The 26,133-nt window shown below is 63.1% G+C and carries 26 protein-coding genes; 15 read left to right on the plus strand and 11 right to left on the minus strand.

Annotated features, from left to right (window positions below; all coding sequences use genetic code 11):
- Positions 1-121: 121 nt before the first annotated feature.
- Both Q0X85_RS19360 and Q0X85_RS19365 read left to right on the plus strand, forming a co-directional pair.
- On the plus strand, positions 122-784 hold the full coding sequence (locus Q0X85_RS19360; protein ID WP_297774741.1) for an HAD-IIIA family hydrolase: 663 nt from the start codon (positions 122-124) through the stop codon (positions 782-784).
- Positions 785-874: 90 nt separating this feature from the next.
- Positions 875-2,071 carry a DegT/DnrJ/EryC1/StrS family aminotransferase gene (locus Q0X85_RS19365; protein WP_297774743.1) on the plus strand — a complete coding sequence of 399 codons (1,197 nt, stop codon included), beginning with the start codon at positions 875-877 and terminating at the stop codon, positions 2,069-2,071.
- A 296-nt stretch (positions 2,072-2,367) separates the two neighbouring features.
- Here Q0X85_RS19365 and Q0X85_RS19370 read toward each other — a convergent pair whose 3' ends face one another.
- Positions 2,368-3,765, minus strand: a complete 1,398-nt coding sequence (locus tag Q0X85_RS19370; protein WP_297774744.1) for a M20/M25/M40 family metallo-hydrolase — start codon at positions 3,763-3,765, stop codon at positions 2,368-2,370.
- Positions 3,766-3,997: 232 nt separating this feature from the next.
- Between Q0X85_RS19370 and hemA the strand changes: the two genes are divergently transcribed.
- From hemA to Q0X85_RS19395, 5 genes are all read left to right on the plus strand, one after another.
- The gene (gene hemA, locus Q0X85_RS19375; protein ID WP_297774816.1) at positions 3,998-5,227 is read left to right on the plus strand and encodes a 5-aminolevulinate synthase; all 1,230 of its coding nucleotides are present in this window, start codon (positions 3,998-4,000) and stop codon (positions 5,225-5,227) included.
- A 115-nt stretch (positions 5,228-5,342) separates the two neighbouring features.
- A complete protein-coding gene (locus Q0X85_RS19380; protein ID WP_297774746.1) occupies positions 5,343-6,578 on the plus strand; it encodes a helix-turn-helix domain-containing protein in 1,236 nt (411 codons plus the stop codon).
- A gap of 79 nt (positions 6,579-6,657) precedes the next feature.
- On the plus strand, positions 6,658-7,785 hold the full coding sequence (gene ispG, locus Q0X85_RS19385) for a flavodoxin-dependent (E)-4-hydroxy-3-methylbut-2-enyl-diphosphate synthase (RefSeq protein ID WP_297774747.1): 1,128 nt from the start codon (positions 6,658-6,660) through the stop codon (positions 7,783-7,785).
- Between the two features lie 233 nt (positions 7,786-8,018).
- The gene (locus Q0X85_RS19390; protein WP_297774749.1) at positions 8,019-8,369 is read left to right on the plus strand and encodes a hypothetical protein; all 351 of its coding nucleotides are present in this window, start codon (positions 8,019-8,021) and stop codon (positions 8,367-8,369) included.
- Between the two features lie 10 nt (positions 8,370-8,379).
- Positions 8,380-9,639 (plus strand): terminase family protein, encoded by a 1,260-nt coding sequence (locus Q0X85_RS19395; protein WP_297774818.1) that lies wholly within the window; start codon positions 8,380-8,382, stop codon positions 9,637-9,639.
- Positions 9,640-9,862: 223 nt separating this feature from the next.
- Here the strand turns inward: Q0X85_RS19395 and Q0X85_RS19400 are convergent, their stop codons facing one another.
- Both Q0X85_RS19400 and mazG read right to left on the minus strand, forming a co-directional pair.
- Positions 9,863-10,234 carry a DUF2237 domain-containing protein gene (locus tag Q0X85_RS19400; RefSeq protein WP_297774750.1) on the minus strand — a complete coding sequence of 124 codons (372 nt, stop codon included), beginning with the start codon at positions 10,232-10,234 and terminating at the stop codon, positions 9,863-9,865.
- A 65-nt stretch (positions 10,235-10,299) separates the two neighbouring features.
- Positions 10,300-11,115, minus strand: a complete 816-nt coding sequence (gene mazG, locus Q0X85_RS19405) for a nucleoside triphosphate pyrophosphohydrolase (protein WP_297774751.1) — start codon at positions 11,113-11,115, stop codon at positions 10,300-10,302.
- A 62-nt stretch (positions 11,116-11,177) separates the two neighbouring features.
- Between mazG and Q0X85_RS19410 the strand changes: the two genes are divergently transcribed.
- Together Q0X85_RS19410 and speB are read left to right on the plus strand one after the other, a co-directional pair.
- Positions 11,178-12,341 carry a M20 aminoacylase family protein gene (locus Q0X85_RS19410; RefSeq protein WP_297774752.1) on the plus strand — a complete coding sequence of 388 codons (1,164 nt, stop codon included), beginning with the start codon at positions 11,178-11,180 and terminating at the stop codon, positions 12,339-12,341.
- Positions 12,342-12,351: 10 nt separating this feature from the next.
- Positions 12,352-13,314 (plus strand): agmatinase, encoded by a 963-nt coding sequence (gene speB, locus Q0X85_RS19415; RefSeq protein ID WP_297774754.1) that lies wholly within the window; start codon positions 12,352-12,354, stop codon positions 13,312-13,314.
- A 136-nt stretch (positions 13,315-13,450) separates the two neighbouring features.
- Here the strand turns inward: speB and grxD are convergent, their stop codons facing one another.
- The 6 genes from grxD to ssb all read right to left on the minus strand — a co-directional run bounded on the left by grxD (position 13,451) and on the right by ssb (position 18,555).
- Positions 13,451-13,813 (minus strand): Grx4 family monothiol glutaredoxin, encoded by a 363-nt coding sequence (gene grxD / locus Q0X85_RS19420; RefSeq protein ID WP_297774820.1) that lies wholly within the window; start codon positions 13,811-13,813, stop codon positions 13,451-13,453.
- A 243-nt stretch (positions 13,814-14,056) separates the two neighbouring features.
- A complete protein-coding gene (locus Q0X85_RS19425) occupies positions 14,057-14,293 on the minus strand; it encodes a BolA/IbaG family iron-sulfur metabolism protein (protein WP_297774755.1) in 237 nt (78 codons plus the stop codon).
- Positions 14,294-14,429: 136 nt separating this feature from the next.
- The gene (locus Q0X85_RS19430) at positions 14,430-14,996 is read right to left on the minus strand and encodes a hypothetical protein (RefSeq protein ID WP_297774757.1); all 567 of its coding nucleotides are present in this window, start codon (positions 14,994-14,996) and stop codon (positions 14,430-14,432) included.
- A gap of 127 nt (positions 14,997-15,123) precedes the next feature.
- Positions 15,124-16,944, minus strand: coding sequence for a translational GTPase TypA (gene typA, locus Q0X85_RS19435; RefSeq protein ID WP_297774759.1), 1,821 nt, complete (start codon positions 16,942-16,944; stop codon positions 15,124-15,126).
- Positions 16,945-17,028: 84 nt separating this feature from the next.
- On the minus strand, positions 17,029-17,958 hold the full coding sequence (locus tag Q0X85_RS19440) for a GNAT family N-acetyltransferase (RefSeq protein ID WP_297774760.1): 930 nt from the start codon (positions 17,956-17,958) through the stop codon (positions 17,029-17,031).
- Positions 17,959-18,060: 102 nt separating this feature from the next.
- Positions 18,061-18,555, minus strand: coding sequence for a single-stranded DNA-binding protein (gene ssb, locus Q0X85_RS19445; RefSeq protein WP_297774762.1), 495 nt, complete (start codon positions 18,553-18,555; stop codon positions 18,061-18,063).
- 194 nt (positions 18,556-18,749) lie between these two features.
- Here ssb and Q0X85_RS19450 point away from each other — a divergent pair, with 194 nt between their 5' ends.
- Positions 18,750-19,340, plus strand: coding sequence for a lytic transglycosylase domain-containing protein (locus tag Q0X85_RS19450; protein ID WP_297774764.1), 591 nt, complete (start codon positions 18,750-18,752; stop codon positions 19,338-19,340).
- Between the two features lie 13 nt (positions 19,341-19,353).
- On the opposite strand, the gene Q0X85_RS19455 is transcribed toward Q0X85_RS19450, so the two are convergent.
- Both Q0X85_RS19455 and Q0X85_RS19460 read right to left on the minus strand, forming a co-directional pair.
- Entirely contained in the window at positions 19,354-20,943 is a 1,590-nt protein-coding gene (locus tag Q0X85_RS19455) for an ABC transporter substrate-binding protein (protein ID WP_297774765.1), read from the minus strand.
- Positions 20,944-21,132: 189 nt separating this feature from the next.
- Entirely contained in the window at positions 21,133-21,816 is a 684-nt protein-coding gene (locus Q0X85_RS19460) for a helix-turn-helix transcriptional regulator (protein ID WP_366130436.1), read from the minus strand.
- A 332-nt stretch (positions 21,817-22,148) separates the two neighbouring features.
- Between Q0X85_RS19460 and Q0X85_RS19465 the strand changes: the two genes are divergently transcribed.
- The 5 genes from Q0X85_RS19465 to Q0X85_RS19485 all read left to right on the plus strand — a co-directional run bounded on the left by Q0X85_RS19465 (position 22,149) and on the right by Q0X85_RS19485 (position 26,133).
- The gene (locus Q0X85_RS19465) at positions 22,149-23,312 is read left to right on the plus strand and encodes an isovaleryl-CoA dehydrogenase (protein WP_297774768.1); all 1,164 of its coding nucleotides are present in this window, start codon (positions 22,149-22,151) and stop codon (positions 23,310-23,312) included.
- A gap of 125 nt (positions 23,313-23,437) precedes the next feature.
- Positions 23,438-23,773, plus strand: coding sequence for a lysozyme inhibitor LprI family protein (locus Q0X85_RS19470; protein ID WP_297774769.1), 336 nt, complete (start codon positions 23,438-23,440; stop codon positions 23,771-23,773).
- Positions 23,773-24,264, plus strand: coding sequence for a lysozyme inhibitor LprI family protein (locus Q0X85_RS19475; RefSeq protein ID WP_297774771.1), 492 nt, complete (start codon positions 23,773-23,775; stop codon positions 24,262-24,264). The genes Q0X85_RS19470 and Q0X85_RS19475 overlap by 1 nt, the downstream gene beginning before the upstream one ends.
- A 4-nt stretch (positions 24,265-24,268) precedes the next feature.
- Positions 24,269-24,559: a hypothetical protein gene (locus Q0X85_RS19480; RefSeq protein ID WP_297774772.1), complete on the plus strand. Its 291-nt coding sequence runs from the start codon at positions 24,269-24,271 to the stop codon at positions 24,557-24,559.
- Positions 24,556-26,133 (plus strand): AMP-binding protein, encoded by a 1,578-nt coding sequence (locus Q0X85_RS19485; RefSeq protein ID WP_297774774.1) that lies wholly within the window; start codon positions 24,556-24,558, stop codon positions 26,131-26,133. Before Q0X85_RS19480 ends, Q0X85_RS19485 begins: the two co-directional genes overlap by 4 nt.

A 26,133-nucleotide genomic window follows, 5' to 3' on the forward strand; every position in this document is an offset into this window, starting at 1 on the left:
TTTTATCGGGTTGCACCAAAGGTGCAAGGGCATAGGGCACCGCGCGTCAAACTTGATTGCCGTTTCGACAACGGCTTGAGCAAAAAGTTGCCATGCGGCGGCACAGGAAAAAGGCGGGGCGATGCGCACGGTTGTTTTTGATCTGGACGGGACCCTGGCCGATACCAGCGGCGATCTGCTCGCTGCGGCCAATGCCTGCTTTCGCGACATGGGCGTGGGGGATTTGCTGAACGCGGCGGATGCCGGTGTCGCGCTGCGCGGCGGGCGGGCGATGCTTCGCCTTGGGATGGACCGCCTGGACCGTGCCGGCGACGAGGCTGTGATCGACCGGTATTACCCGGTTTTGCTGGAGGCATATGCCGGGGCCATTGATGTGCACACGGTGCTCTATCCCGGTGCGATGGCGGCGGTCGAACGCCTGAGCGACGAGGGTTACCGCGTGGCGATCTGTACCAACAAGCCCGAGCGCCTGGCCCGGCTGCTGTTGGAGCGATTGGGTGTGCTGGATGTGTTTCAGGCGCTCACCGGGGCCGATACCCTCGCAGTGCGCAAGCCCGACCCCGAGCATTTGCGTGAGACAGTGCGCCGCGCGGGCGGCGATCCGGCGCGCGCCTTGATGGTCGGGGATACCGTCACCGACCACGATACGGCGCGCGCGGCGGGGGTGCCGTCGGTGCTGGTGGGGTTCGGTCCCGGCGGTGCCATGGTGGCCGATCTGCGGCCCGAGGCGGTGCTCGGTCATTATGACGAGTTGCCGGACGTGGTGCGCCGTCTCATCAGTTGAGCCGGAGGGGTGTTTCGGATTATCTGAATGTGAGACGCGACCCGGCTCAAAACCATTGACGAAACCCGGGCCGCCGCTCAGAACACTCCTATGACAGAGATTTTCACCGGCAATTTCACCCAGCAGGACCCGATCCCGGACGAGGGCATCGCCGCGGCGATGGAGGTGCTTCGCAGCGGTCGGCTGCATCGCTATAATCTGGTGGGGGACGAGCCCGGCGAGGTGGCGCTTCTGGAGCGAGAGTTTGCGGCGTATACCGGCGCGACATATGCGCTTGCCGTTGCCTCGGGCGGCTATGCCATGGCAACCGCGCTGCGCGCGTTGGGCGTGGCGCCGGGCGACAGGGTGCTGACCAATGCGTTCACGCTGGCGCCGGTGCCCGGGTCGATTGCGAGCGTGGGGGCCGTGCCGGTCTTTGTCGGCGTCACCGAGGCGCTGACGATTGATCTTGACGATCTCGCGGCCAAGGCGGGCCGGGCGAAGGTGCTGATGCTCAGCCACATGCGGGGCCATCTCGCGGATATGGACCGGCTGATGGAGATATGCGATGCGGCGGGTGTGTCGGTGATCGAGGATTGCGCGCATACGATGGGTGCGGCCTGGCGTGATATCCCCTCGGGCCGGTGGGGCCGGGTCGGATGCTATTCGACCCAGACCTACAAGCATATGAATTCCGGGGAGGGTGGCCTGCTCGTCACCGACGACGACGAGGTGATGGCGCGCGCGATCCTGCTGTCGGGGTCCTACATGCTATATACGCGGCATGGCACCGTGCCGCCGGATGCGGTGTTTGACGAGATCAAATACGACACCCCCAATGTGTCGGGCCGGATGGACCATCTGCGCGCCGCCATTCTGCGACCCCAGTTGCGCAGGCTGGATGCGCAATGCGAGGCGTGGAATGCGCGCTATCGCGTGGTCGAGGACGGGCTGCGCGCCACGCCTGGTCTGACACTGGTGGAGCGCGCCGCGCAGGAGAGCTATGTCGGCTCGTCGATCCAGTTTCTGCTGCTGGACTGGGAGGGGGACGGGATCTCCGAGGTTTTGCGGCGCTGTCTGGCGCGGGGCGTCGAGCTCAAGTGGTTCGGGGCCTCTGAGCCTGCGGGGTTCACCAGCCGCTATGACAGTTGGCGCTATGCCCCGTCAGAGCCGATGCCGGCCAGCGACAGGATCTTGCGCGGGGTGGTGGACATGCGGTTGCCACTGACCTTCAGCCTCGACGATTGCGCGCAGATCGCGCGTATCATACGCGCCGAAGTGAGTGCCGTCTTTCAGGCGCGGGGATAAAGGGGGCCCAGCTTTGCCGCTATTTGCAGTGCCCCGGGCGCGACGATGCTGCAACTTGATCCGTCGCACATTCGACTCGAATGTCATCGAGGTTTAAAACGTGGCAGGGGGCGCGGCCCCCGTCGCCGCGAGCGGCGACTCCCCCGAGGTATTGTCAGCCAGATGAAGGGCGCCGCGCGTCCAATGCGCCGATGAGTGCCGACAGGGTGTCTTGGCTGCCAGGTCGGCGCTGTCATCGGCCATGCCGAGGGCGCCGGTGGTGTGGTCGGCGAAGGCGGGGATCATTTGCTCCACTCTTATTTGGCCAGCGCGTCCAGCACCCGTGCCCATGATCTGATGCCCTTGTGAAAGCTTTCGACGTTGTATTTCTCGTTGGGCGAGTGGATGGCGTCATCCTCTTGGGCGAAACCGATCAGCATCGCATCGAGGCCGAGGATGTCCTTGAAAAACCCTGCGATGGGGATCGAGCCGCCCATGCCGGTCAGCACTGCCTCGCGGTCCCATTCCGCCGTAAGGGCCTGACGCGCGGCCTCGAACTCGGGGCGGTCGGTGTTCATCACGGCGGCGGGCGAGCCGTCGAGGCTTTGATCCCACGTGATCTTGGCATCCGGTGAGAGCCGGTCCTCGACATGTTTGCGGATCTTCTGACGCAGCGCGTCCGGGTCCATGTCCCCGACAAGGCGGCAGGTGAATTTGCAATGTGCCTGAGACGGGATGACGGTCTTGGTGCCGGCCCCCTGATAGCCGCCCCACAGGCCATTGATTTCGAGCGTCGGGCGGGCCCATTGCTGAACCAGCGTGGAGTAGCCCTGCTCGCCATGCGGGCGGGTCATGCCGACGGACGACAGGTACTCCTGCTCATCGAACCCGCAGGTGTCCCATTGGCGCATAAGATCTTCGGGCACCTCCCGAACCCCGTCGTAAAATCCCTCTACGGTGACGCGTCCTGTGACATCGTGAAACGAGGTGATCAGGCGGGAGATTTCGCGCAACGGGTTGAGAGCCGGGCCGCCGTAATGGCCGGAATGCAGGTCGATGCGCGGGCCGGTTATGGTGAATTCGTCCTTGAGCATGCCGCGCAGTTGCGAGGCGATGGACGGCACGCCGGGGGCGACCATCGAGGTATCGCAGATCAGCGCGAGATCGGCGGACAGTTCGGCGGCATGCTCGCGCATGAAAGGGATGAGCGAGGGCGAGCCTGATTCTTCCTCGCCCTCGAAGAAGAAGGTGATGCGGCAGGGCAGGTGACCGTGAACATCGCGGTAGGCGCGGCAGGCCTCGACGAAGGTCATCAGCTGGCCCTTGTCATCCGAGGCGCCGCGCGCGCGGATCACTTTTCCGTGCGGCGTGTCCTCGATCTCGGGGGTGAACGGGTCAGTATGCCACAGGTCCAATGGGTCGACCGGCTGCACGTCGTAATGGCCGTAAAAGAGCAGGTGCGGGCCGGTGGTGCCCTCTGGCCCGTTTTTCCCGTCGACATGGCCCACGACCATCGGGCGGCCCGGTGTGGCGCGCTTTTCTGCTTTGACACCAAGGCTTTGGAGGTCTTCTACCAGCCAGTTCGCCGCCGCCTCGCAGTCTGCGTCATAGGCTGGATCGGTGGAGATGGAGGGGATGCGGAGCAGCCCCGACAACCGGTCGAGGGCTGTGGGCAATTGGTCGTCGATGCGGGTGAGAACGGCGGAAAGGGACATGGGTGGCCTTTGGGTCTGGTCTATGTATTCTGGCGAGGGTAACAGGCCGCGCAGCACTGTCCAGCGAGTTGACACAGGTCAAGGAGGGCAGGGGCGGCAATTTGTAACCTGTTGTGCGAAAGGGATGTATATTATATGCATTCCAAATATTGAATAAGTGGCGCGATGTGCCATCAAAGACCCCAAGGGTGGCCGACCGCCACCTGAAGGTGCCGAAGGGAAGGACATGCCAGTGGATTACGCGGCCAAGCTGGATCAAGCGATCGAACGCCTGCACGACGAGGGGCGCTATCGCACCTTTATTGATATCGAGCGCCGCAACGGCAATTTCCCGCATGCGACCTGGCGCAAACCGGATGGCAATGAGCAGCCGATCACGGTGTGGTGCGGCAATGATTATCTGGGCATGGGGCAGCATCCGGTCGTGCTGGCGGCGATGCACGAGGCGATTGACGCCACCGGGGCCGGATCTGGCGGCACGCGCAACATTTCCGGCACCACGGTCTATCACAAGCGGCTGGAGGCGGAGCTTGCCGATCTGCATGGCAAGGAAGCGGCGCTGCTCTTTACCTCGGCATATATCGCCAATGATGCGACGCTGAGCACGCTGCCCAAGCTGTTTCCCGGGCTGATCATCTATTCCGACGCGCTCAACCACGCGAGCATGATCGAGGGCGTGCGCCGCAATGGCGGGGCCAAGCGGATCTTTCGGCACAATGATGTCGCGCACCTGCGCGAGCTGATGGCGGCCGACGATCCGGACGCGCCCAAGCTGATCGCGTTCGAGAGCGTCTATTCGATGGATGGCGATTTTGGCCCCATCGAGGCGATCTGCGATCTGGCGGACGAGTTCGGCGCGCTGACCTATATCGACGAGGTTCACGCGGTGGGCATGTACGGCCCGCGCGGCGCGGGGATCTGCGAGCGCGACCGGCTGATGCACCGTCTGGACATCATCAACGGCACGCTGGCCAAAGCCTATGGCGTGATGGGCGGCTATATCGCCGCGAGCGCGAAAATGTGTGACGCGGTACGCAGTTATGCGCCGGGCTTCATCTTTTCGACCTCGCTGGCGCCGGCGCTGGCGGCGGGTGCAACGGCCTCGGTCGCGTTTCTGAAGACCTCGGAGGGGCGCAAGCTGCGCGAGCAGCATCAGACGCAGGCAAAAATCCTCAAGACCCGGCTGAAGGGCATGGGATTACCGCTGATTGATCACGGGTCCCACATTGTGCCGGTGATCGTGGGCGACCCGGTGCATACCAAGAAACTGTCGGACATGCTGCTTGAGGGGTATGGCATTTACGTGCAGCCGATCAACTTTCCCACCGTGCCGCGCGGCACGGAACGGCTGCGCTTCACCCCCTCGCCGGTGCATGGTCCCGACGAGATGGATGCGGTGGTGCATGCCATGGACGAACTCTGGAGCCATTGCGCGCTGAATCGCGCCGAATTGGCGGGCTGACCTCGACGCGCGTGCAATAGAACTTGCCTTGTGCTAACGTGTAGGAAAGAAACGTCGAGAGCTCGAATCAAACAGGTCGAGCAACAGGGCAGCACTTGCAAGAGGCAGGGATCGCATGATTGGGCGGCGATTTTCGCGGAAGGCCGAAGAGGAGGACGTTGAGGCCCGCGGCTTTGACGCTTTCGAGTTACGCCTTGGCGATCTTATGCGCGGAGAGCGCGCGACCCTTGGTAAATCCCTGCTCGATGTCGAACGCGAACTGCGGATCAAAGCCACATATGTCGCGGCGATCGAGAATTGTGATCCTTCGGCATTTGACACGCCCGGTTTCATTCCCGGCTATGTAAGATCCTATGCGCGTTATCTTGGCATGGACCCGGATCACGCATTCAAGGCGTTTTGCGTCGAATCCGGTTTTTCCATTGCACATGGGATGTCCGCAGAGGCGTCATCTATCCGAAAGTCCGGGCCGACCAAGAGCCGCAAGGCCGTGTCGCAAGACCCTCTTATGGCCCCGAACACGCCTTTTCTGCCGGCCTCTGAAAGTTTTCTTGCGCGGATTGAACCGGGCGCGATCGGGTCGGCATTGGTGCTTGTGGCCCTGATCGGTGCGATTGGCTATGGAGGCTGGAGCGTCCTGAGGCAGGTGCAGCAGGTGCAATTGGCACCTGTTGAGAACACTCCGGTCGTTCTCGCCGATCTTGATCCGTTGAATGGTGCAGCACTGAGTGGCACGGTCGAAGATCAGGGTGTCGACAATGCGGCCGGTGTGTTTCAGCCCCCGCGCGACGAGCGGTTGAGCAGGCTTTATCGCCCGAAAGCGTTGGATGTTCCGGTCATGGTTGCGCGCGACGCGCCGATCTCCACGCTGGACCCGCGTGAAGTGGGGACGCTTAGCCCCAACACACCGGAGGCGGATCGCGACAGCAGCATCGCCCTTGCCCTGCGTGAGGCACAAGGTGCCGATGCGCCTGAGGCGTCGGTGCCACCTCAGGTGGTCGCCGATACGCGGGACGGGCTGCGACTGGTGGCGGTGCGTCCGGCTTGGGTCAGGGTGCGATCAGGGGATGGCAGTGTGATCTTTGAAGGGATCATGAATGCCGGCGACAGCTACGACGTTCCGGCGACCGAAGAGCCGCCAACCCTTCGGGTCGGCGAATCGGGGGCGGTCTATTTCGCAGTGAACGGGTCGCATTACGGTCCGGCAGGCGAGCGTGGTTCGGTGACATCCGGTCTGGCGCTGACGGCTGCGGATCTGACCGAGCGGTATGCGCTGGCTGATATCGAAGCAGATCAGGATCTGATGCGTTATGTGGCCGAGCTCCAGGTGCCTGCTGACGCACAAGAGTGACTGACGCACGATTGCCCCGGAGCGCTGGTCGTATTATCTAGAGGCGAAAGCCACTCTCAGACCGAACGGGGGCAACGCCATGTCGCTCAATCATATCCGCCCGTGGCGCAATATCTATCGCCGCAAAAGTCGTCAGATCATGGTGGGGAATGTCCCCGTCGGCGGCGATGCGCCGATTTCCGTGCAGACCATGACCAATACGCTCACCACCGATGTGGCGGGCACGGTGGCACAGGTGCAGGCCGCCGCCGAGGCGGGCGCAGATATCGTGCGGGTGTCGGTGCCGGATGAGCCATCTGCCAAGGCGCTGAAGGAAATCGTACGCGAAAGCCCGGTGCCGATCGTCGCCGACATTCATTTTCACTACAAGCGCGGGATCGAGGCCGCTGAGGCCGGGGCCGCCTGTCTGCGGATCAACCCCGGCAATATCGGTGATGAACGCCGCGTGCGCGAGGTGATCTCGGCGGCGCGGGATCATGGCTGCTCGATGCGGATCGGGGTGAATGCCGGGTCGTTGGAAAAGCATCTGCTGGACAAGTATGGTGAGCCGTGCCCCGATGCGATGGTCGAGAGCGGGCTGGAACATATCCGCATCCTGCAGGATAACGATTTCCACGAGTTCAAGATCAGCGTGAAGGCGTCCGACGTGTTCATGGCCGCCGCCGCCTACAGCCAACTGGCCGAGGCCACGGATGCGCCGATCCATCTCGGGATCACCGAGGCGGGAGGGCTGACCTCGGGCACGATCAAGAGCGCGATTGGTCTGGGCAATCTGCTTTGGATGGGCATCGGCGATACGGTTCGCGTGAGCCTGTCCGCCGACCCGGTCGAGGAGGTCAAGGTCGGCTACGAGATCCTGAAATCTCTCGGGCTGCGGCATCGCGGCGTTAACATCATCTCTTGCCCGTCCTGTGCGCGGCAGGGGTTTGACGTGATCAAGACTGTCGAGGCGCTGGAAGAGCGGCTGGAACATATCAAGACGCCGATGAGCCTCAGCATCATTGGCTGCGTGGTGAATGGCCCCGGCGAGGCGCTGATGACCGATGTCGGCTTTACCGGTGGCGGGGCCGGCAACGGCATGGTCTATCTGGCGGGCAAGCAGAGCCACCGCATGGATAACGCGCAGATGATCGATCACATCGTCGAACAGGTCGAGAAGCGCGCCGCTGAGATCGAAGCGGAGAATGCAGCGCAGGCGGCGGAGTAGGCCGGTTCACAATCGTGCTCTGCGCCTGTGGTGAATGTTAACAAAATGTAATTAGTACGGGCGCTTATCAGGCGCTCTTGATTGACTTTGCGCGCGGTGTCGCGTATAGGTTGTGCCATGATCGACGAAATGGGCGAGCGGCCCCGGGGACCCCCGGAGGCCGCTTTTTCATGTCGACACGGCGGAGGCGCGCAATACCCACCATCAGACAATCGCATGAGGCAAGAGCACGCATGGTTTTGATCACCCCCGACGAGGGGCCTACGGGCCTGACCACCTCCATCAACGCGCTGGAGGGCCAATTGGCGGATATGCGTCAGGAATTGGAAGACCTGTATCACCGGATTAAGGCCGGGGATGTCGATGAATTGAGGAACGCGACCAAGGCCACCGCCGAGATCCGGCAATGGCTGAAGATTGCGATAGAAGCGGAGGCACAACTTGATAAACGCAAACGACAAGAGCGTGGCATTGTCCATGGATATGCCATTGATTTCGACGCCGCACGGGACGCGATCGGGTGCCGCATGGATCGTCTCAGGAGGGCAAGATGTTCAGGACCAGTTCCTGGATGCCCTAAGTGAAGGGGAATTGCTGGCGCTGCCCTACCTGTTCGAGTTCTGGGCGCTGGAGCATCAAATGCCGCCCGAGGGCGACTGGCGGACCTGGGTCATCATGGGCGGGCGCGGCGCGGGCAAGACACGGGCCGGGGCGGAATGGGTGCGCGCGCAGGTCGAGGGCGCGCGGCCATTGGACGAGGGGCGCTGCACGCGGCTGGCGCTGGTGGGCGAGACCATAGATCAGGTGCGCGAGGTGATGATTTTCGGCGAAAGCGGAATCATGGCCTGTTCGCCGTCCGACCGGCGGCCGGAATGGCAGGCGACGCGCAAGCGGCTGGTCTGGCCCAACGGGGCGATCGCGCAGGCGTTTTCGTCGCATGATCCCGAGGGGCTGCGCGGGCCGCAATTCGACGGGGCCTGGGTGGATGAGCTGGCCAAGTGGAAGAAGGCGCGCGAGACCTGGGACATGCTGCAATTCGGCCTGCGGCTGGGGGATGATCCGCGCGTCTGCGTGACCACGACGCCGCGCAATGTGGGCGTGCTCAAGGATATTCTGGCGGCCTCCAGCACGGTGGTGACAAGTGCTGCGACCGAGGCCAATGCCGCCTATCTGGCCGAGGGATTTCTGGAAGAGGTGCGCGCGCGCTATGCGGGCACCCGGCTGGGGCGGCAGGAACTGGATGGCGTGCTGGTCGATACTGCCGAAGATGCGCTCTGGACGCCTGCGATGCTCGAGGCGGGCCGGGTGCAGGCTGCGCCCGATCTCGACCGGATCGTGGTGGCGGTCGATCCGCCGGTGACCGGGCATGCGGGCTCGGACGCATGCGGCATCGTGGTGGTGGGCGCGGTCACGCGGGGCCCGGTACAGGACTGGCGGGCCTATGTGCTGGCCGATGCCAGCGTGCGCGCGGCCAGCCCCGCAAGCTGGGCCAAGGCCGCGATTCGCGCGATGGAGCACTGGGGGGCCGAACGGCTGGTGGCCGAGGTCAACCAGGGCGGTGATCTGGTGGAACAGGTGATCCGGCAGGTCGACCCGCTGGTGCCGTTCCGGTCGGTGCATGCCAGCCGGGGCAAGGTCGCGCGGGCGGAGCCTGTGGCGGCCCTCTACGAGCAGGGGCGCGTGCATCACCTGCGGGGGCTTTCGGCGCTGGAGGATCAGATGTGCGCGATGACCACGCGCGGGTTTGAAGGCAAGGGAAGCCCCGACCGGGTCGATGCACTGGTCTGGGCGCTGAGCGAGTTGATTGTCGAACCGGCGGCAAAGTGGAAAAGGCCCCGAGTGCGCGGTGTATAGGGTATGGCCAAGGGCGACTGTCAAAGCCTGAAAGGGGCGTTTCATGATAGGCCAGGACGGTGGCGCACGTGCACAGGCACCTCATTGATTGTCCGCGCGACCCATCATGTCGTGTCGTGCTGAACCACAGGTCAGAACGGATTTAACTGATTAAAAACAGTAATTTATGCGCCGTACATGATGTTCTTGGGCGCGGTTTCCAGAGGCACGGCAGCGCGGCGGATCAGCCGGCGTTCACGCGCAGCACGTCAAACGGGACGATATCCAGAGCGCGCACGTGCGTTGCAGCCAAATTCACTTGGGGCGCGCATCCTTCGTCATGCGCCTGCAGGAACCGCGCCGCGCATAGACACCATTGATCGCCCGGTTTGAGACCGGCAAAGCCGAATTCCGGGCGTGGGGTGCTCAGGTCATTGCCGACATATTTCGAATAGGCCAGAAATTCTGCCGTCATCAGGGCACAGACTGTATGGCTGCCATGATCCTCGGCGCAGGTGTTGCAATGACCGTCCCTGAAAAAACCGGTGAGCGGCGCGTTGGAGCAGGGCTCCAGCACGTCACCCATAACGTTGCGCGCTTCGTCCATGATCGTCATTGGCCTATCCCTCTCTTGATGCCTTACCGAGTCTCTCCTGTTACGCCGCGTCTCGCAAGACGCGATCAGGCGCGCTCTTCTGATTTAGCCTGATCCCACAGGCCGTCCATCTCGGCGAGATCCGAATCTTCCGGTTTGCGCCCGTCGGCTGCGAGCAGCGCCTCTATGCGCTCGAATCTGCGCGTGAACTTGGCATTGGCCCGGCGCAGCGCCGTTTCGGGGCATAGCTTCATGTGACGCGCCAGATTGGCCATGACAAAGAGCAAGTCTCCGAATTCCTCCTCGACCTTGTCATGGCTCAGGTGCTCCAGAGCGTCATGAAGTTCTTCAGCTTCTTCCTGTATCTTGTTGAGAACATGGGAGGTCTCTGGCCAATCGAACCCGACACGCGCGGCCCGCTTCTGGAGTTTGACGGCACGCAGAAGTGCTGGCAAACCCATCGCGACCCCCTCAAGCGTGCCGGACCTGTCTTGCGCAGCGCGCTCTGCCGCCTTGACCGCCTCCCAATCGCGGGTCTGCTGTTCGGCGGTCTTGTCTCGGGTTTCGCTGCCAAACACATGCGGGTGCCGTGCCACCATCTTGTCGGAAATCGCGTTGGCCACGTCCTCAATGTCGAACAGCCCCCGGTCCTGCGCGATCTGCGAATGAAAGACCACCTGCAACAGCAGATCGCCAAGCTCTCCGCGCAATTCCGGCCAATCCTGCTGTTCGATGGCATCGGCAACTTCATAAGCTTCTTCAATGGTATAGGGCGCGATGCTCGCAAAATCCTGCTCGATGTCCCAAGGGCATCCCGTCTCGGGGTCGCGCAGCCGGGCCATGATGGCAACGAGGCGACGCATGCCACCTTTGGGATCGTGAATAAGCTTATCTTCGGGCATTGCAGCGGCCTCGTCTTTGGGGTTGAGTGGACCCTGACGCGAGATGAAAAGGATGTCCAGAGATGGCCGTGATCAACCGCATAGCGGGATTTGCAGATGAAATGACGGAATGGCGCAGGCATCTTCATGCGCATCCTGAAATCGGGTTTGATTGCCACGAGACGGCCGCCTTTGTCGTGGACAAGCTGCGCATGTTCGGTATCTCGCAGATCGAAACCGGGGTCGCGACCAGCGGAGTCATCGCGGTCATCGAGGGGCAGGGCGATGGCCCGTGCATCGGCTTGCGGGCGGATATGGATGCGCTGCCGATGACCGAGGTGACGGGGCTCGACTATGCCAGCAAGACCCCGGGCAAGATGCATGCCTGCGGCCATGACGGGCATACGACGATGCTGCTCGGTGCGGCCAGGTACCTGGCGGAGACGCGGAATTTTGCGGGGCGCGTGGTGCTGCTCTTTCAACCGGCCGAAGAGGGGCCGGGCGGCGGGCGCGTGATGGTCGAGGAGGGCGCGCTCTCGCGCTACGGGGTCGATCAGGTCTATGCGCTCCATACCCTGCCCGGTGCCGCAGCCGGCACATTCGAGACCACCCCCGGGCCGATCATGGCCGCCGTGGATACGCTCCATATCGACGTGATCGGACAAGGCGGCCATGCGGCCATGCCGCATGAGACGCGTGATCCGGTCGTGGCCACGGTGGCTATTGTGCAGGCCATTCAGACGATCGTGAGCCGAAATCGCAACCCCTTGGATGATCTCGTCATTTCGGTGACGCAGATCCATACAGGCACCGTCGATAACGTGATACCCGAGACCGCCTATATCAATGCGACGATCCGCTCATTCACCCCCGAAGTCCAGAAGATGGTGCATCGCCGTCTGCGCGAGGTGGCCGAGGGCACCGCGGCCGCGCATGGTGTGCGGGCCGATGTCCGGATTGAATTGGGCTATCCGGCCACCCTCAACGATGCCGACAAGACCGAGTTTGCCGCTGCCATCGCCCGGGACGTGGCAGGCGACAGCGCGGTGATCGCGGACCGGCCACGCGAGATGGGGGCGGAGGACTTTTCCTACATGCTGCAAGAGCGACCTGGCTCTTACCTGTTTCTGGGACAGGGTGAGGGGCCGGGCCTGCATCATCCGGGGTTCAATTTCAACGATGCGGTGGCCCCTGTGGGTGCCTCGTTTTTCGCACGGCTCGTCGAGCGTGCACAACCTGTCGGCTGAGGGATGCTTTATGGCGCTTGAAGACGCGAAAGTACACATAGATCAAGCTTTTACACGCGACTCTTTGCGTGGTCCGAGTTTTGAAAACACGTTTGGCGGCGCGCTCTCTTTCGGGCGCAGGCGGTATACCAAGGATTTGACGGGCGTCGATGTGGCGATGACCGGTGTGCCATTCGATCAGTCGGTGACGAACCGCCCCGGCACGAGGCTGGGGCCGAGGGCCATTCGCGAGGCAAGCGCGTTGCAGGTCTTCGACCCGCCCTATGGCTGGGATGGCTATGATCCGCTTGCGGCGCTCAATATCGTGGATTATGGAGATTTAGCGTTTGATTACGCCAAGATAGCGGACTTTCCTGATGCGTTGACAGCGCATATCCGGGGAATTCTGCATGCCGGTGCCGCGACCATCGCGCTCGGCGGCGATCATTATATTTCTCTTCCGATTTTAAAAGCTTACGCAGAAAAGTTCGGGCCGGTGGCGTTGATTCAGTTCGATGCGCATTCCGATACCTGGGCCGATGACGACATGGACCGGATCGACCACGGCACGATGTTTTACAAGGCGGTCAAGCTTGGGCTGATTGATGTGGAGCGCTCAGTGCAGGTTGGGATTCGGACGGTCAACCCGGACACGATGGGGATCGCGACGATCGACGCGCGCGAGGTTCATTTGCAAGGTCCGGTCGAAACTGCCCGTAAAATCAGAGAGATCGTGGGCGACGCCAATGTTTACATGACGTTTGACATCGACGCGCTGGACCCGGCCTTTGCCCCCGGAACCGGCACACCGGTCTGGGGTGGTCTGACCTCGGCGCAGGCCGCGATCCTGCTGCGCGACCTCGCGGGCATCAACCTGTTGGGCGGCGATGTGGTCGAGGTCTCGCCGCCGTTTGACACGTCCGGAGCGACGGCAATCGCAGGCGCGCATGTGGCGATGGAAATGCTGTGTCTTTGGGGCTGGACGCGACGGTAAGGCGTTGAGAGGACGGTCTTTACCCCGTCCTCGATGCCTCATGCTCACGCTTGGCCAGGCGATCTGTGGAACGCCGGGATCCTCGGGTCAAGCCCGAGGATGACGTGGTGCGGTCCGTGGATGACGAGAGACTTGCTCAGGCGTTGGCTTCGCGGATCTTCTCGGCGGCGTCCTTGTCATAGGTCACGCCGGATTTCTCGAACAACTGATCCAGCTCGCCGGACAGGGTCATCTCGGTGATGATGTCGCAACCGCCGACGAACTCGCCCTTGACGTAGAGTTGCGGGATTGTCGGCCAGTCGGAATAGTCCTTGATGCCTTGGCGGATGTCCTCGTCAGCCAGAACATTCACATCGGAAAATTCGACGCCCATGTAGTTCAGGACGCCCGCGACCCGGGAAGAGAAGCCGCATTGCGGCATATCCTTGGTGCCCTTCATGTAGAGAACCACGTCGGCTGATTTTACGGTGTCATCAATTCGGCTCTTGGCGTCGGTCATGGTGGGTGTCCTATCGTTCATTGCATCGGCATCGGCCGGGGTGTCGGTGTCGTCGGGGTCGTACCCCGTTTCGTCCTCGCTCAGAATTGTCACATGCGTGCTGTTTGTCTCGGGATCATAGCTCAGACCGTATTCTGCGCTGCCATCGCGCCGGTATCGTCGAAATTCATGCCACATCGTATATACGAAGATAATCGCAAATGGCAGAAGTAGAATGATGACGATCAGGCGGAGTTCCATGTATCAGGCAGGGGCTTTCGTTGTGAGGGCCAAAGCGTGCACCGCACCGTTGGGCCCGTCCATCCGGCCCTTGAGAGCCGCGTACACGGCGCGTTGCTGTTGCACGCGATTCATCCCGCGAAAACTCTCGTCGATGACTTCGGCTGCGAAATGCACGCCGTCATCGCCTTCGACGGTTATCGTGGCATTGGGAAGGGCCTCGCGGATCAGGGCTTCGAGGTCAGAGGCGAGCATGGCCATTGCGACATCTCCTTGTCATGTCATGCCCGAGATGTAGAGCGCGCGTCGCGCGAGTGCAAGGGAGCGCCGTCAGCCAGCGCCGTGATCCTTGCCATTCCGGTCAGAAATCGTTGTCTGACGGGCAACCTCATCGGGATCAGATCTCCTCGCCTCTCCTGAGCAGGTCGTCGATCAGCGCGCGTTGCAGCGCGCCGCTGTCGCCGCCGCCGTATTGGAGCGCGCCACCAGAGTAGAGCGTGCCGTAACTCTCGGCGAGATTGACAACCTGCCCAATCCCCGAGATCAGTTGATCCTTTTCCAGCGGCGCGAGAGGATGAATGAACGCTGACCACAGGATGTCCTTGGCGATGGCATAGCGCGCATCGAGCGCGGTATCGAAATTGGCCTGCATGACGCGTTTGATCTCTTCGGGTGTCATCCCGTCGGTTTGGCGTACCGGGGTGATGGCACGCATGCGGTCGGCCTGAACGTCCGTGACGATAAGCACCTGAACTTCGTTAACGGTGAGCTGCCACATCGACCCGTTGCTTTGCATCTCCGGGTCGAGGGCGCGCAGGATGTTGTCAAGACGCTCAAGCGTCATCGCCGCGTCGGAGTGTATCTCCGGGGCGGGCGCCGGTCCGGTTTCGGGGGCGGTCTCCTGCGCGCTCAGCCCGATTGGCAACAGGCAGAGAAACGCAGCGAGCGAAACGTGGCGAGACATCAAGACATCCTTCCAAGACATCTTGCAAGCCTGCCACAGACCACGGACCGGCGCCACGGCGCTCAGCAAAACGTGATCCTCGCGTGTGCCGGTGGCCTGACCCATGGGACAGGTCAGGCCGACACTGTTATGCCTTTTTGGACATGCGCTTGCGCTCATGCGGGTCGAGATGGCGCTTGCGCAGGCGGATGGCGTTGGGCGTCACCTCGACAAGTTCGTCATCGTCGACATAGGCGATCGCCTCTTCGAGGCTGAGCGTGACCGGTGTTGTCAGGCGCACGGCCTCGTCGGTGCCCGAGGCCCGCACGTTGGTGAGTTTCTTGCCCTTGAGCGGGTTCACTTCGAGGTCATTCTCGCGGCTGTGCTCGCCGATGATCATGCCGGTATAGACCTTGGCCTGCGCGCCGATGAACATGCGGCCGCGGTCTTCGAGGTTCCACAGGGCAAAGGCCACCGCTTCGCCGTTTTCCATCGAGATCAGCACGCCCGCGCGGCGGCCGGGGATCGGGCCCTTGTGCGGGGACCAGCCATGGAACACACGGTTGAGCACGCCGGTGCCGCGTGTGTCGGTCAGAAACTCGCCGTGATAGCCGATCAGACCGCGCGACGGGACATGCGCGATGATCCGCGTCTTGCCTGCGCCCGCCGGTTTCATCTCGGCCAGCTCCCCCTTGCGCGGGCCGGTGATCTTTTCGATCACTGCGCCGGAATATTCGTCATCGACGTCGATGGTGACCTCTTCGATGGGCTCCAGCCGCTCACCGTTCTCGCCCTCGCGCATCAGGACCTGTGGCCGTGAAATGCTGAGCTCGAAGCCTTCGCGGCGCATGTTCTCGATCAACACGCCCATCTGCAATTCGCCGCGCCCGGCGACTTCGAATGCCTCGCCCCCCGGCGTGTCGGTGATGCGGATGGCGACATTCGATTCGGCCTCTTTCATCAGGCGTTCGCGGATCACCCGGCTCTGGACCTTCTTGCCGTCACGGCCCGCGAGCGGGCTGTCATTGATGCCGAAGGTGACGGTGATGGTGGGCGGATCAATTGGCTGGGCCGCGATTGCATCCTCGACGGCAAGGGCGCAGATCGTGTCGGCGACAGTGGCCTTGGACATGCCCGCGAGGCTGACGATATCGCCTGCCACGGCCTCGTCGATGTCCTGGCTGGCAAGGCCGCGGAAGGCCTGAATGCGGGTGACGCGGAACTGTTCGATCTTTTGGCCGATGCGGCTGAGGGCCTGCACCGTTTGCCCGACCTTGAGCCGGCCCGATTCCACCCGGCCCGTCAGCAGGCGGCCAACGAAGGGGTCGGCGCCGAGCGTGGTGGCGAGCATGCGGAAATCATCGTCGGCCTGCGCGATCTGCTTGGGGGCCGGGACGTGGTTGATGATCAGCTCGAAGAGCGCCGAGAGGTCCTTGCGCGGGCCGTCAAGCTCGTGATCGGCCCAGCCGGAGCGGCCAGAGGCGTACATATGCGGAAAATCGAGCTGATCCTCGCTGGCGTCGAGCGAGGCAAAGAGATCGAAACATTCGTCGAGCGCGCGGTCGGGCTCGGCATCGGGCTTGTCGACCTTGTTGAGCACCACGATGGGCCGCAGCCCGAGGGCGAGCGCCTTGGAGGTGACGAACTTGGTCTGTGGCATCGGGCCTTCGGCAGCATCGACGAGTAGGACAACCCCGTCGACCATGGACAGGATACGCTCCACCTCGCCGCCGAAATCGGCGTGGCCGGGGGTGTCGACGATGTTGATGCGGGTCGATTTCCACATCAGGCTTGTCGGCTTGGCAAAGATCGTGATGCCACGCTCGCGTTCGAGATCGTTGCTGTCCATGGCGCGTTCATCGACCGCCTGATTGGCGCGAAAAGCGCCCGACTGTTTCAGCAACTCGTCCACGAGTGTGGTCTTGCCGTGGTCGACGTGGGCGATGATAGCGATGTTGCGCAGATCCATTTGGAGGTGTCCTGTTCCTTGATGGTCCGCGCCCTATACGCCGCAGCGCCGAAACACCAGAGGCAAAGCGTGCATAGCTCTGCTTCATGCGGCGCATGTGTGTCGGCGGTGAAACAGCGCGAAGCGTGGCAGGCCGACATATGTCGCATCTCCGGGTGCCACGGTTGCGCCGCTCCGCTGCTTGAAACGGGTAAGGCCGGGAAGGTGTTGGGCGTCGATGAGGCCAAGATCGAGCCAGGCAAATCCGCGCCTCGCGAGATGCTCTGATATCTGCCACAAGAGCAGATGATGCGCCGACAGCGCCCGCCCGCGCCCGCCACTCCAGCCGATATGGTAGGTGGCGGTGCGATCATGTGTCAGGATCAGCATTGTCGCGATGCAGTGGCTCGCCTCCCACGCCGACCACAGACGCGCCGCGCCGGGGGTCTGGCTGGCGTAGGCCGTGGTGAATGCCGCGGGCAGGCCCCGATAGCCCAGCGCACGGCGCTGCACGCGTTCACGGGCGAGCATACCGGCGTCGAGCAGCGGATCGAACGCGCGCTCCCGGATCACGAGGCCGGTGCGCCGTGCTGCGCGCAGCCGGTTGCGCCATTTGCCATGCAGGCTGGCGAACCGGTCTGCGGACGGGGCGCGCAGATCGAGCAGGGCGTGATGTTGCGCGCGGGCCAGTTGGCGGCAACCCGCCGATGCCAGCTGCGCGCGCTCTGCGGGTGTTCCCCCGATGAGCCAGAGATCATGCGGGCGTGCCCTGCGCAAGGCACGGTAGATCGCGATGCCGGTTTCAGGGCCAAGCGTGGGTGCGCAGACCGGCCCCCTTGGTATCCACGACACGCGGAGCGGCCCGAAGCGCCGTTCGACCACGAGCGCCTGCGCCATCACATCGGCGCCAGAGACGATCCGCGCGGTGTGCACCTTGACCCCAATCGCCCGCAGGGCGCGGCCATATTCGGGGCATTGTTGCATCAAGGCCGGGGCAGGCGGCGGGTGCAATTCAGGATCGAGCGTGAGGCGCATGCGCCAAATTGAAGGCGATTCGCGTTGCGCTGAGGTTAAGACGCGCATGAAAAAGGCCGCACCCTGCGGAATGCGGCCTCATGCCTGCGCCGTGCTGTTGGCTCAGAACGGGATCTCGTCGTCCATGTCGCTTGGGGGCCGGCTGCTGCCGGGTCCACTGCTCTGACCGCCGCCATAATCGCCACCGCCATAGCCCTGATCCTGACCGCCGCCATAGCTGCCGCCACCACCGCCGCCGCCATCACTGCGGCCGTCGAGAAATGTCATTTCTCCGGCATAGGGGCGCAGGACAACCTCGGTCGAATAGCGATCCTGACCGCTTTGATCCTGCCATTTGCGGGTTTCCAGCTTGCCCTCGATATAGACCTTCGAGCCTTTCTTCAGATATTGCTCGGCCAGTCGCACAAGCGCCTCGTTGAAGATCGCCACCGTGTGCCATTCGGTGCGCTCGCGCCGTTCGCCGGTGTTGCGGTCCTTCCAGTTCTCGGAGGTGGCAATGCGCAGGTTGCAGACCTTGCCGCCATTCTGGAACGTTCGCACTTCGGGGTCGCGACCCAGATTGCCAATAATTATTACCTTGTTCACAGAGCCGGCCATCGCGCTCTCCCTTTGTCATGCTGTGCCTTGCGTTGTGTCGGTTACACCACCGCATCGCCGTGAAGGAAAGGTTAAAATTTTGGATAAATGCGCCAGATCCCGCCAACCTCGGTGCGTGGGGCAAACAAAGGGTCGATTTCGCCCATGAAATCCATATAATACGCGCCAAGCTGGGGAATGAGGGCAGAACAAGCATGCAAAAGATCGCAAGCGCGGTTTTGGCGTTGGGGCTGATCGGGCCGGGCGTGACATCCGCTGACGTTTTGTCGAGCAAGAGCAGGGTCAGCCTGTTTCAATCGCAAACCAAGGTTTTGGATACGCGAGCGCGCGAACAATACAACAATTCGGTGAGATTGCAGCCCGAGCGGGTAAAGACCCCGACCATGTGGGATGATCTCGCGCCCGCGTTCCGTGGTACATATAGCGGGCCCTATCTGGCCCTCGCCAAACAGGCGGCGCGGCGGCACCGCGTGCCGGAGGATCTGTTCTTGCGTCTGGTGCAGCAGGAATCGGGTTGGCGGGCCGATGCACGCTCTCACAAGGGGGCGATCGGATTGGCTCAGTTGATGCCGATGACGGCCCGCAAGCTGGGTGTAAACCCGCACGACCCGCGCGAAAATCTAGAAGGTGGTGCGCGCTACCTGGCGGCGCAGTATCGCACGTTTGGCTCGTGGCGTCTCGCGTTGGCGGCCTACAATGCCGGGCCGGGCGCGGTGCAGAAATACGGCGGCGTGCCGCCCTACAAGGAAACACGCAATTACGTGAAGGTCATCATGGGCATCTGAACCCGCCCTGAGATCAGGCCGAAAACCCGATCTTGTAGAGATGGATCTCATTCGAGGGATGTTTCTCGGCGTTCACAAGGCGGCCGTTGTGGTGGTTGAACAGCGCACGCCAATAGGGCTGAATGATCACGCCTTCTTCACGCAATATGGTTTCAAGCCGTGCCATCACACCGCGCCGCCTGTCCGGATCGGCGAGGCGATTGGCCTCGTCAAGCAGCCGGTCGAATTCGGCATTGGCAAACCCTGTCTCGTTCCACGCCGCGCCGGAACGGTACGCGAGACTGAGCACCTGCACGTCGAGCGGACGGTGATTCCATTGCGTGGCGGAAAACGGGAAATCGCGCCAACTGTCCCAAAACGCTGAACCGGGCAAGATGTTGCGGCGCACGTTCAGCCCCGCGTCGCGCAGTTGGACGGCGACCGCGTCGCCGGTATTGCGCTGCCATTCGTCATCCAGCGTGACCAGCTCATGCTCAAATCCGAGCAGGCCTGCGGCCTCGATCTGCGCGCGCGCGGCGGCCGGGTCGTGAGGTGCGGGGCCGATATCGGCATAGGCGGGGTGGATCGGGCTGACATGGTGATTTGCGGCCAGCGTGCCGCGCCCGGAATAGCCCAATTCCAGACAGATCGCATTATCCACGGCGAGCGCCAGTGCGCGGCGCACGGCGACCTGTGTATAGGGGTTGGTTCCCACCATCCGCGCCGCCTGCGAGGCGCGGATGACCATCGTTGCGGCGGTCTCGGTGCGCGTTCTGGTCCAGCCGATGGCGTCCATTGCGTCAATGAAATCGCCCACGGTTTCATAGAGCAAGTCGATCTTGCCCCCCTCTGCGGCGGCCAGCCAGCCCGACGGGTTCGTGCCAAGGTCTATGAATTCGACCCGGTCCAGCCACGGCCCGCCAAAGACCGCGCTCCCCCACCACCGGTGATCGGGGTTGCGTTCCAGGATACAGCTTTGCCCGACGTTCAGGCTGACCGGGCGGAAGGGGCCCGTGCCGATACCATGCGCAAACGGATCGCCCCCGTCATAGCTTTCGTGCATGATTGCAGCCGGATAATCGGACATGTTGGCGATGATGGCGATGTCGGGCTGCGAGAGCGACAGGGTAACCGTGTGATCGTCAATCACCGTGATCGCGCCTGCGCGGGCCTGTCCGGTCTCTGGGTCTATGAGCCCGGCAAACCGGCCCGCCATCGAATTGCCCACAGCGCCCGTATCGCACCACCGCGCGATGTTGTGGGCGACATCCTGCGCGGTGAACGGCTCGCCGGTGTTCCACTCTACGCCGGGTCGGACATGCAAAAGGTAGCTCGTCGCATCCTCGTTGACCTGCCACCGGTCCAGCAGCATGCCGCGAAATGTGCCATCCGCCTGATACTCGACAAGATATTCCAGAAAACCGCGTGTCTGATTGGCGAGCTCGCTCCAGTCATAGCTGCGCGGGTCCTTGAGGGGCTTGACGTTTTGCTGAATGCGCAATGTGCCGCCATCCGCGATCGCGGGATCCGCGCGGGCCGGGCTGCCGAGACCGCCCATCTGGTAGGCGGCTGCCACACTCAGGCCAAGCGTGGTGGCGCGGCCCAAAAATTCGCGTCGCGTCATTTGTCCCCGTTGGAGGGCGCGCGCATCGTCAAGAACTGCGGCGTGCGGCGGGGGAAGCATCTGGCGCGTCATTGGTGGCTTTCACAAAGGAGGGCAGGGCCCTGTCGCGGCGTTCGGTCTTGTGCCCATTAGATAATGCACAGGGTCAGAGCGCAACCCGTTCCGGTGCGGCCCGTGAGCGCCTGTGGTTCAGCCGGTATGCGCGGGCACCGGACGCGCCGCCGCAGCCGTGCGCAGCGCCGATGGGGTTTGACCCGTGTGCTGTAACACGAAGCGTGAAAAATAGGCTGCGCTGCCAAATCCGAGGCAGGCCGCGATCTGTCCGATCGGTTGCTCGCCCGCCTCGAGCATGTCCCGCGCGGCGTGCAGGCTGCGTTCGGTCAGCATATCGGCTGCGGTCAGACCAGACGCCTGCTTGCAAACCCGCGTGAGATGGGTCGGTGTAACGCCGAGCGCGCGTGCGTAGACGGCCATTGATCGACCATTGGCAAAGTCACGCGCGATGAGCGCCGCGTAGGCCCGCATCAGGCGCGTGCTGGCGCTAGGGCGCTCCGGCGTGCCATAGGCGATCATGGCGCGGCGCAGCCAAACCGACATCAACTGCGCCTGCGCGTTCAGCGCCTCGTCCATAAAGTCACGCTGGTTGGATTGTTCGCGCTGCATCGCCTCGAAAATCGCGGTCAATTCGTTCTGGTTTGCGACATCCCGGATTCGAAGGTGGTTGGCCGTATCCGGCATCAGGATGGGACCGCCGGCAGGTACGAGACACACCATGCCAAACCCGGTTTTCCCCAGATCGAGCGAGAACATGCTGCCGGCCGGGATCGCGAGGGCGTTGTGCACGCCCATGCCGCGCCGCACCCCGTCTATCACGGCGATTCCCTGGCCTCTTGTGATCCAGACCAGGGCGTGATTGGCGCAGCTGTGTTGCAATGACAGGCGCCAATCTGTCCCCCGAGCCCACTGTGCCACGGTCTTTATTTCGGCATGCGCCATGGATGGGATTCCCAAAAAGTTGCGTTTCGGCAAGTATTACATGGAAAACATGGTGAGTCAGGGGAGATAATCTGAGAAATCTAAAACTTTACCGATTCTAGGCGACACGCCGCTTACACGCTCTTGATCCGACGATTGACGATTGGGGGACGCTCGGTTTATAAAATGAACAAGCGTTCAATAAATGCGAGCCGAGGAGGAGAGGCGCGATGTTCAATGCCGTGATGCAGTTTGACCTTGGCGAGGATGTGAACGCCCTGCGCGAGATGGTACATCGGTGGGCGCAGGACCGCGTCAAGCCGATGGCGGCGGACGTGGACCGCGACAACGTCTTTCCGAATGAGCTGTGGCGCGAGATGGGCGATCTGGGCCTGCTGGGGATCACCGTGCCGGAGGAATACGGCGGCTCTGGCATGAATTACCTCGCCCATGTGATCGCGGTGGAAGAGATCGCGCGCGCCTCGGCGAGCGTGTCGCTCAGCTATGGCGCGCATTCCAATCTGTGTGTCAATCAGATCAAGCTGAACGGGACGGACGAACAGCGGGCGAAATACCTGCCCGGGCTGGTCAGCGGCGCACAGGTCGGCGCGCTTGCCATGTCCGAGGCGGGGGCGGGCAGCGACGTGGTCGCCATGAAGCTGCGCGCCGAGAAGCGCAACGATCATTACAAGCTCAATGGCAACAAGTACTGGATCACCAACGGGCCGGATGCCGACACGCTGGTGGTTTATGCCAAGACCGACCCCGAGGCGGGCGCGAAGGGGATCACGGCGTTTCTGATCGAGAAGGCCATGGCGGGGTTCAGCACGTCCCCGCATTTCGACAAGCTGGGGATGCGGGGCAGTAACACCGCCGAGTTGATCTTTGACGATGTCGAGGTGCCGTTCGAGAACGTGTTGGGCGAAGAGGGCAAGGGCGTGCGCGTGCTCATGTCGGGCCTCGATTACGAGCGCGTCGTGCTGGCGGGCATCGGCACAGGGATCATGGCCGCCTGTCTTGACGAGATCATGCCATACCTGGCCGAGCGCAAGCAGTTCGGTCAGCCGATTGGCTCGTTCCAGCTGATGCAGGGCAAGATCGCGGATATGTATACCGCGATGAACTCAGCGCGCGCCTATGTCTACGAGGTGGCCAAGGCCTGTGACCGGGGCGACGTGACCCGGCAGGATGCGGCGGCCTGCTGCCTTTATGCGAGCGAGCAGGCGATGGTGCAGGCGCATCAGGCGGTGCAGGCGATGGGCGGGGCGGGCTTCCTCACCGATGCGCCCGTCGCGCGGCTGTTCCGTGATGCCAAGCTGATGGAGATCGGCGCGGGCACGTCGGAGATCCGGCGCATGCTGGTGGGCCGTGAGTTGATGGGGGCGATGGCGTGAGGGCGGTTGCTTGTGTGATATGTCTGGCGTCAGCGGCAAGTGCGCAGGAGGTTCCCGTTGATCGGGAAGCCGTCGAGGCCTGTTTTGAGACGGCCCAGTCCGAGAGGGTTGCGCTTCCGTCTTGCGTGGGGGATGCGGCGGCGCGCTGTCAGGAGCGGCCCGGCGGCGACACGACACTTGGCATCAGTGAATGTCTGATGGCGGAAACCGGGGTCTGGGCCGCGTTGATGCAAGAGGCGTATGACCAGAAACTCGACACCCTGCGCGAAACGGATCAGAGCCTGCCCGAGGCGTTGCGCCAGTCGCAGGAGGCGTGGGCCGCCTATCGAGACGCTGCCTGCGGATTGCAGTACCAGATCTGGCTTCAGGGCTCGATCAGGGTGATCATCGCCGGCAACTGTCATTTGCGGAAAACCGCCGCGCGCGCGCATGAACTCAGCGGGCTGGGGGAGCTGGATTGATGAGCTTTTGCGCCCGTCATATCCTGGCGTTGGTCGTCTGCTGCGCCCCGCTGCCGCTTGCGGCGCAAGAGCTGGTGTTCGACATCGCGCCGGTCGCGGCCTGCATTCGTGCCGGTGGCGGCGAGAGCTGTGCGGGCAAGGCCGCCGAGCACTGTATCGAGGCCACACCCGGTGGCTATACGACGATTGGCATGAGCGGTTGCACGGATCGTGAGCGCGCGGCTTGGGATGGCTGGCTCAACACCGTCTATCAGCAGCTTTACGCGAAACTGGCCGCGCAGGATGCGCAGGCCCCGTCCTATGCCCCGCAACAGGCCGAGGCGCTGCGCGGGATGCAGCGCGCCTGGATCGGGTTTCGCGATGCCAAATGCGGTTATGAGGCATCGCAATGGGGCGGTGGTACAGGCAGCGGCCCGGCCACCGTGAGCTGTCTTTTGCACGAGACCGCGCGGCAGATGCTCTACCTGCAATCGAGCCAGTTGGGAGAGTGAGCTGATGCCGCGGCGTGTCATCTTTGCCCCTATTCTGGCGCTTGTCGCGCTTGCCGGGGGCATTGGCCTCTTGCTCGGGGGGCGCGCCGTGCTGACGACCGAGACAGAGGTGATCGAGCGTATGGCGGCGCGCTATCTGGAGGAGGCGGGTGCCGGGGCCGCGCGCAGTGATTGCGCGGCGCGTCCAGCGGTGAGCGATGATCTCTGGCTGGTCGTGGCCTGCGGAGACTATGAGTATTTCGTTGATGCCTATGGGCGGCTGGTGCATCGCAACGCGCCCAAGGTGGCGTCATGAGCGGCATGCGCCCCGTGTTGCGGCGCGCGCCCTACGAGGTGCTGCGCGACGCATTCCGGTGGGACATTCCCGCGCGGCTGAACATGGCCGCGCAGGTCTGCGACGATTGGGCCGAGGCTGAGCCGGAGCGCGTGGCGATCATCGACCTGTCGGGCGATGGCCCGCGCGAGATAAGCTATGGCACGCTGCGGCGCATGGCCGATGGGTTGGCGCAGGCATTGCTTGCGCGGGGCGTGATGCAGGGCGACCGCGTGGGTGTGTTGCGGTCGCAGGGCGCATGGTGCGCCGCAGCCCATATCGCGATCTGGAAAATCGGCGCGGTTTCAATCCCTTTGTTCAAACTCTTCAAGCGGGATGCGCTGCTGAGTCGGGTGGGTGATGCCGGGGCTCGGGTGGTGGTCACCGATGCAGAAAGTGTCGATCTGCTGTCGCATTTGCCCGGGGTCGCGGCGCTCATCCCCGAGCGGCAAGCGCTGCCCGAGGGACGATTCGAGACGGTCGACACGACACCGGAGACGCCTGCCGTGCTGATTTACACCAGCGGCACCACAGGCAGCCCCAAGGGCGCGTTGCACGGCCACCGGGTGCTGACCGGGCATTTGCCGGGGGTCGAGATGAGCCACGATTTCCTCGGCCAACCCGGTGATTGCCTCTGGACGCCCGCCGATTGGGCGTGGATCGGCGGGCTGTTCGATGTGCTGATGCCGGGGCTGGCTATTGGTGTGCCGGTTGTGGCGGCGCGGATGAGCAAGTTCAGTGTCGGGGAATGCATGAGGATTGTCTCTGATGGCGCTGTTCGTAATGTGTTTTTCCCGCCTACGGCCCTTCGGATGCTGAAATCTGAGGATGCGCGCATTGACGGCTTGCGTAGTGTGGCAAGCGGCGGTGAGCCGCTCGGGGCCGAGATGCTCGACTGGGGGCGGCGCGCCTTTGGGCTGACGATCAACGAGTTCTACGGGCAGACCGAGTGCAACATGGTGGGATCGTCCTGTGGTGCGCTCTTCGATCCGCGCCCGGGTGCCCTGGGGCGCGCCGTGCCGGGGCACGAGGTGGCGGTGATCGACGGCGAGGGTCGTGCAACAGCCGGTGAGGGCGATATCGCGATCAGGAGAGGTTCGGCCTCGATGATGTTGGAATATTTCGGAAAACCGCGCGAGACGGCGGAGAAGTTCCGGGGCGATTGGCTGCTGACCGGTGACCGGGGCGTGATCGAGGACGGGTTCATCCGCTTTGTCGGACGCGAGGATGACGTGATCACCTCCGCAGGCTACCGCATCGGCCCGGCCGAAATCGAGGATTGTCTGTTGACGCATGACGCGGTGGCCACCGTGGGCGTGGTCGGCAAGCCCGACAGCCTGCGCACCGAGCTCGTCAAGGCCTATGTGGTCGTGCGCGAGGGCTGGGAGGCGTCCGCGTCCTTGGCTGAAACCTTGCAGGCGCATGTCAAGGAACGCCTCGCAAGTTATTCATACCCAAGAGAAATAGAGTTTCTGGATTCGTTGCCGATGACAGTGACGGGCAAGGTGATCCGTAAGGATCTCAAGGCGCGCGCGGCTGCGGAGGGGGTGCAATGA

This window comes from uncultured Roseovarius sp. (assembly GCF_947259555.1).
Lineage (GTDB): Bacteria > Pseudomonadota > Alphaproteobacteria > Rhodobacterales > Rhodobacteraceae > Roseovarius.

Excerpts from the sequence above, each read along its gene's own strand:
- Q0X85_RS19485 (WP_297774774.1), top strand. The coding sequence starts at position 24,556 with ATGAGCGGCATGCGCCCCGTGTTGCGGCGCGCGCCCTACGAGGTGCTG.
- Q0X85_RS19400 (WP_297774750.1), bottom strand. The coding sequence starts at position 10,234 with ATGACGATCATGGACGAAGCGCGCAACGTTATGGGTGACGTGCTGGAG.
- Q0X85_RS19480 (WP_297774772.1), top strand. The coding sequence starts at position 24,269 with ATGCCGCGGCGTGTCATCTTTGCCCCTATTCTGGCGCTTGTCGCGCTT.
- Q0X85_RS19440 (WP_297774760.1), bottom strand. The coding sequence starts at position 17,958 with ATGCGCCTCACGCTCGATCCTGAATTGCACCCGCCGCCTGCCCCGGCC.
- mazG (WP_297774751.1), bottom strand. The coding sequence starts at position 11,115 with ATGCCCGAAGATAAGCTTATTCACGATCCCAAAGGTGGCATGCGTCGC.
- Q0X85_RS19425 (WP_297774755.1), bottom strand. The coding sequence starts at position 14,293 with ATGGCCATGCTCGCCTCTGACCTCGAAGCCCTGATCCGCGAGGCCCTT.
- Q0X85_RS19390 (WP_297774749.1), top strand. The coding sequence starts at position 8,019 with ATGGTTTTGATCACCCCCGACGAGGGGCCTACGGGCCTGACCACCTCC.
- Q0X85_RS19360 (WP_297774741.1), top strand. The coding sequence starts at position 122 with ATGCGCACGGTTGTTTTTGATCTGGACGGGACCCTGGCCGATACCAGC.
- ispG (WP_297774747.1), top strand. The coding sequence starts at position 6,658 with ATGTCGCTCAATCATATCCGCCCGTGGCGCAATATCTATCGCCGCAAA.
- Q0X85_RS19475 (WP_297774771.1), top strand. The coding sequence starts at position 23,773 with ATGAGCTTTTGCGCCCGTCATATCCTGGCGTTGGTCGTCTGCTGCGCC.
- grxD (WP_297774820.1), bottom strand. The coding sequence starts at position 13,813 with ATGACCGACGCCAAGAGCCGAATTGATGACACCGTAAAATCAGCCGAC.
- Q0X85_RS19430 (WP_297774757.1), bottom strand. The coding sequence starts at position 14,996 with ATGTCTCGCCACGTTTCGCTCGCTGCGTTTCTCTGCCTGTTGCCAATC.
- Q0X85_RS19455 (WP_297774765.1), bottom strand. The coding sequence starts at position 20,943 with ATGACGCGACGCGAATTTTTGGGCCGCGCCACCACGCTTGGCCTGAGT.
- speB (WP_297774754.1), top strand. The coding sequence starts at position 12,352 with ATGGCGCTTGAAGACGCGAAAGTACACATAGATCAAGCTTTTACACGC.
- Q0X85_RS19365 (WP_297774743.1), top strand. The coding sequence starts at position 875 with ATGACAGAGATTTTCACCGGCAATTTCACCCAGCAGGACCCGATCCCG.
- Q0X85_RS19450 (WP_297774764.1), top strand. The coding sequence starts at position 18,750 with ATGCAAAAGATCGCAAGCGCGGTTTTGGCGTTGGGGCTGATCGGGCCG.
- Q0X85_RS19465 (WP_297774768.1), top strand. The coding sequence starts at position 22,149 with ATGTTCAATGCCGTGATGCAGTTTGACCTTGGCGAGGATGTGAACGCC.
- Q0X85_RS19370 (WP_297774744.1), bottom strand. The coding sequence starts at position 3,765 with ATGTCCCTTTCCGCCGTTCTCACCCGCATCGACGACCAATTGCCCACA.
- typA (WP_297774759.1), bottom strand. The coding sequence starts at position 16,944 with ATGGATCTGCGCAACATCGCTATCATCGCCCACGTCGACCACGGCAAG.
- Q0X85_RS19410 (WP_297774752.1), top strand. The coding sequence starts at position 11,178 with ATGGCCGTGATCAACCGCATAGCGGGATTTGCAGATGAAATGACGGAA.
- ssb (WP_297774762.1), bottom strand. The coding sequence starts at position 18,555 with ATGGCCGGCTCTGTGAACAAGGTAATAATTATTGGCAATCTGGGTCGC.
- Q0X85_RS19380 (WP_297774746.1), top strand. The coding sequence starts at position 5,343 with ATGATTGGGCGGCGATTTTCGCGGAAGGCCGAAGAGGAGGACGTTGAG.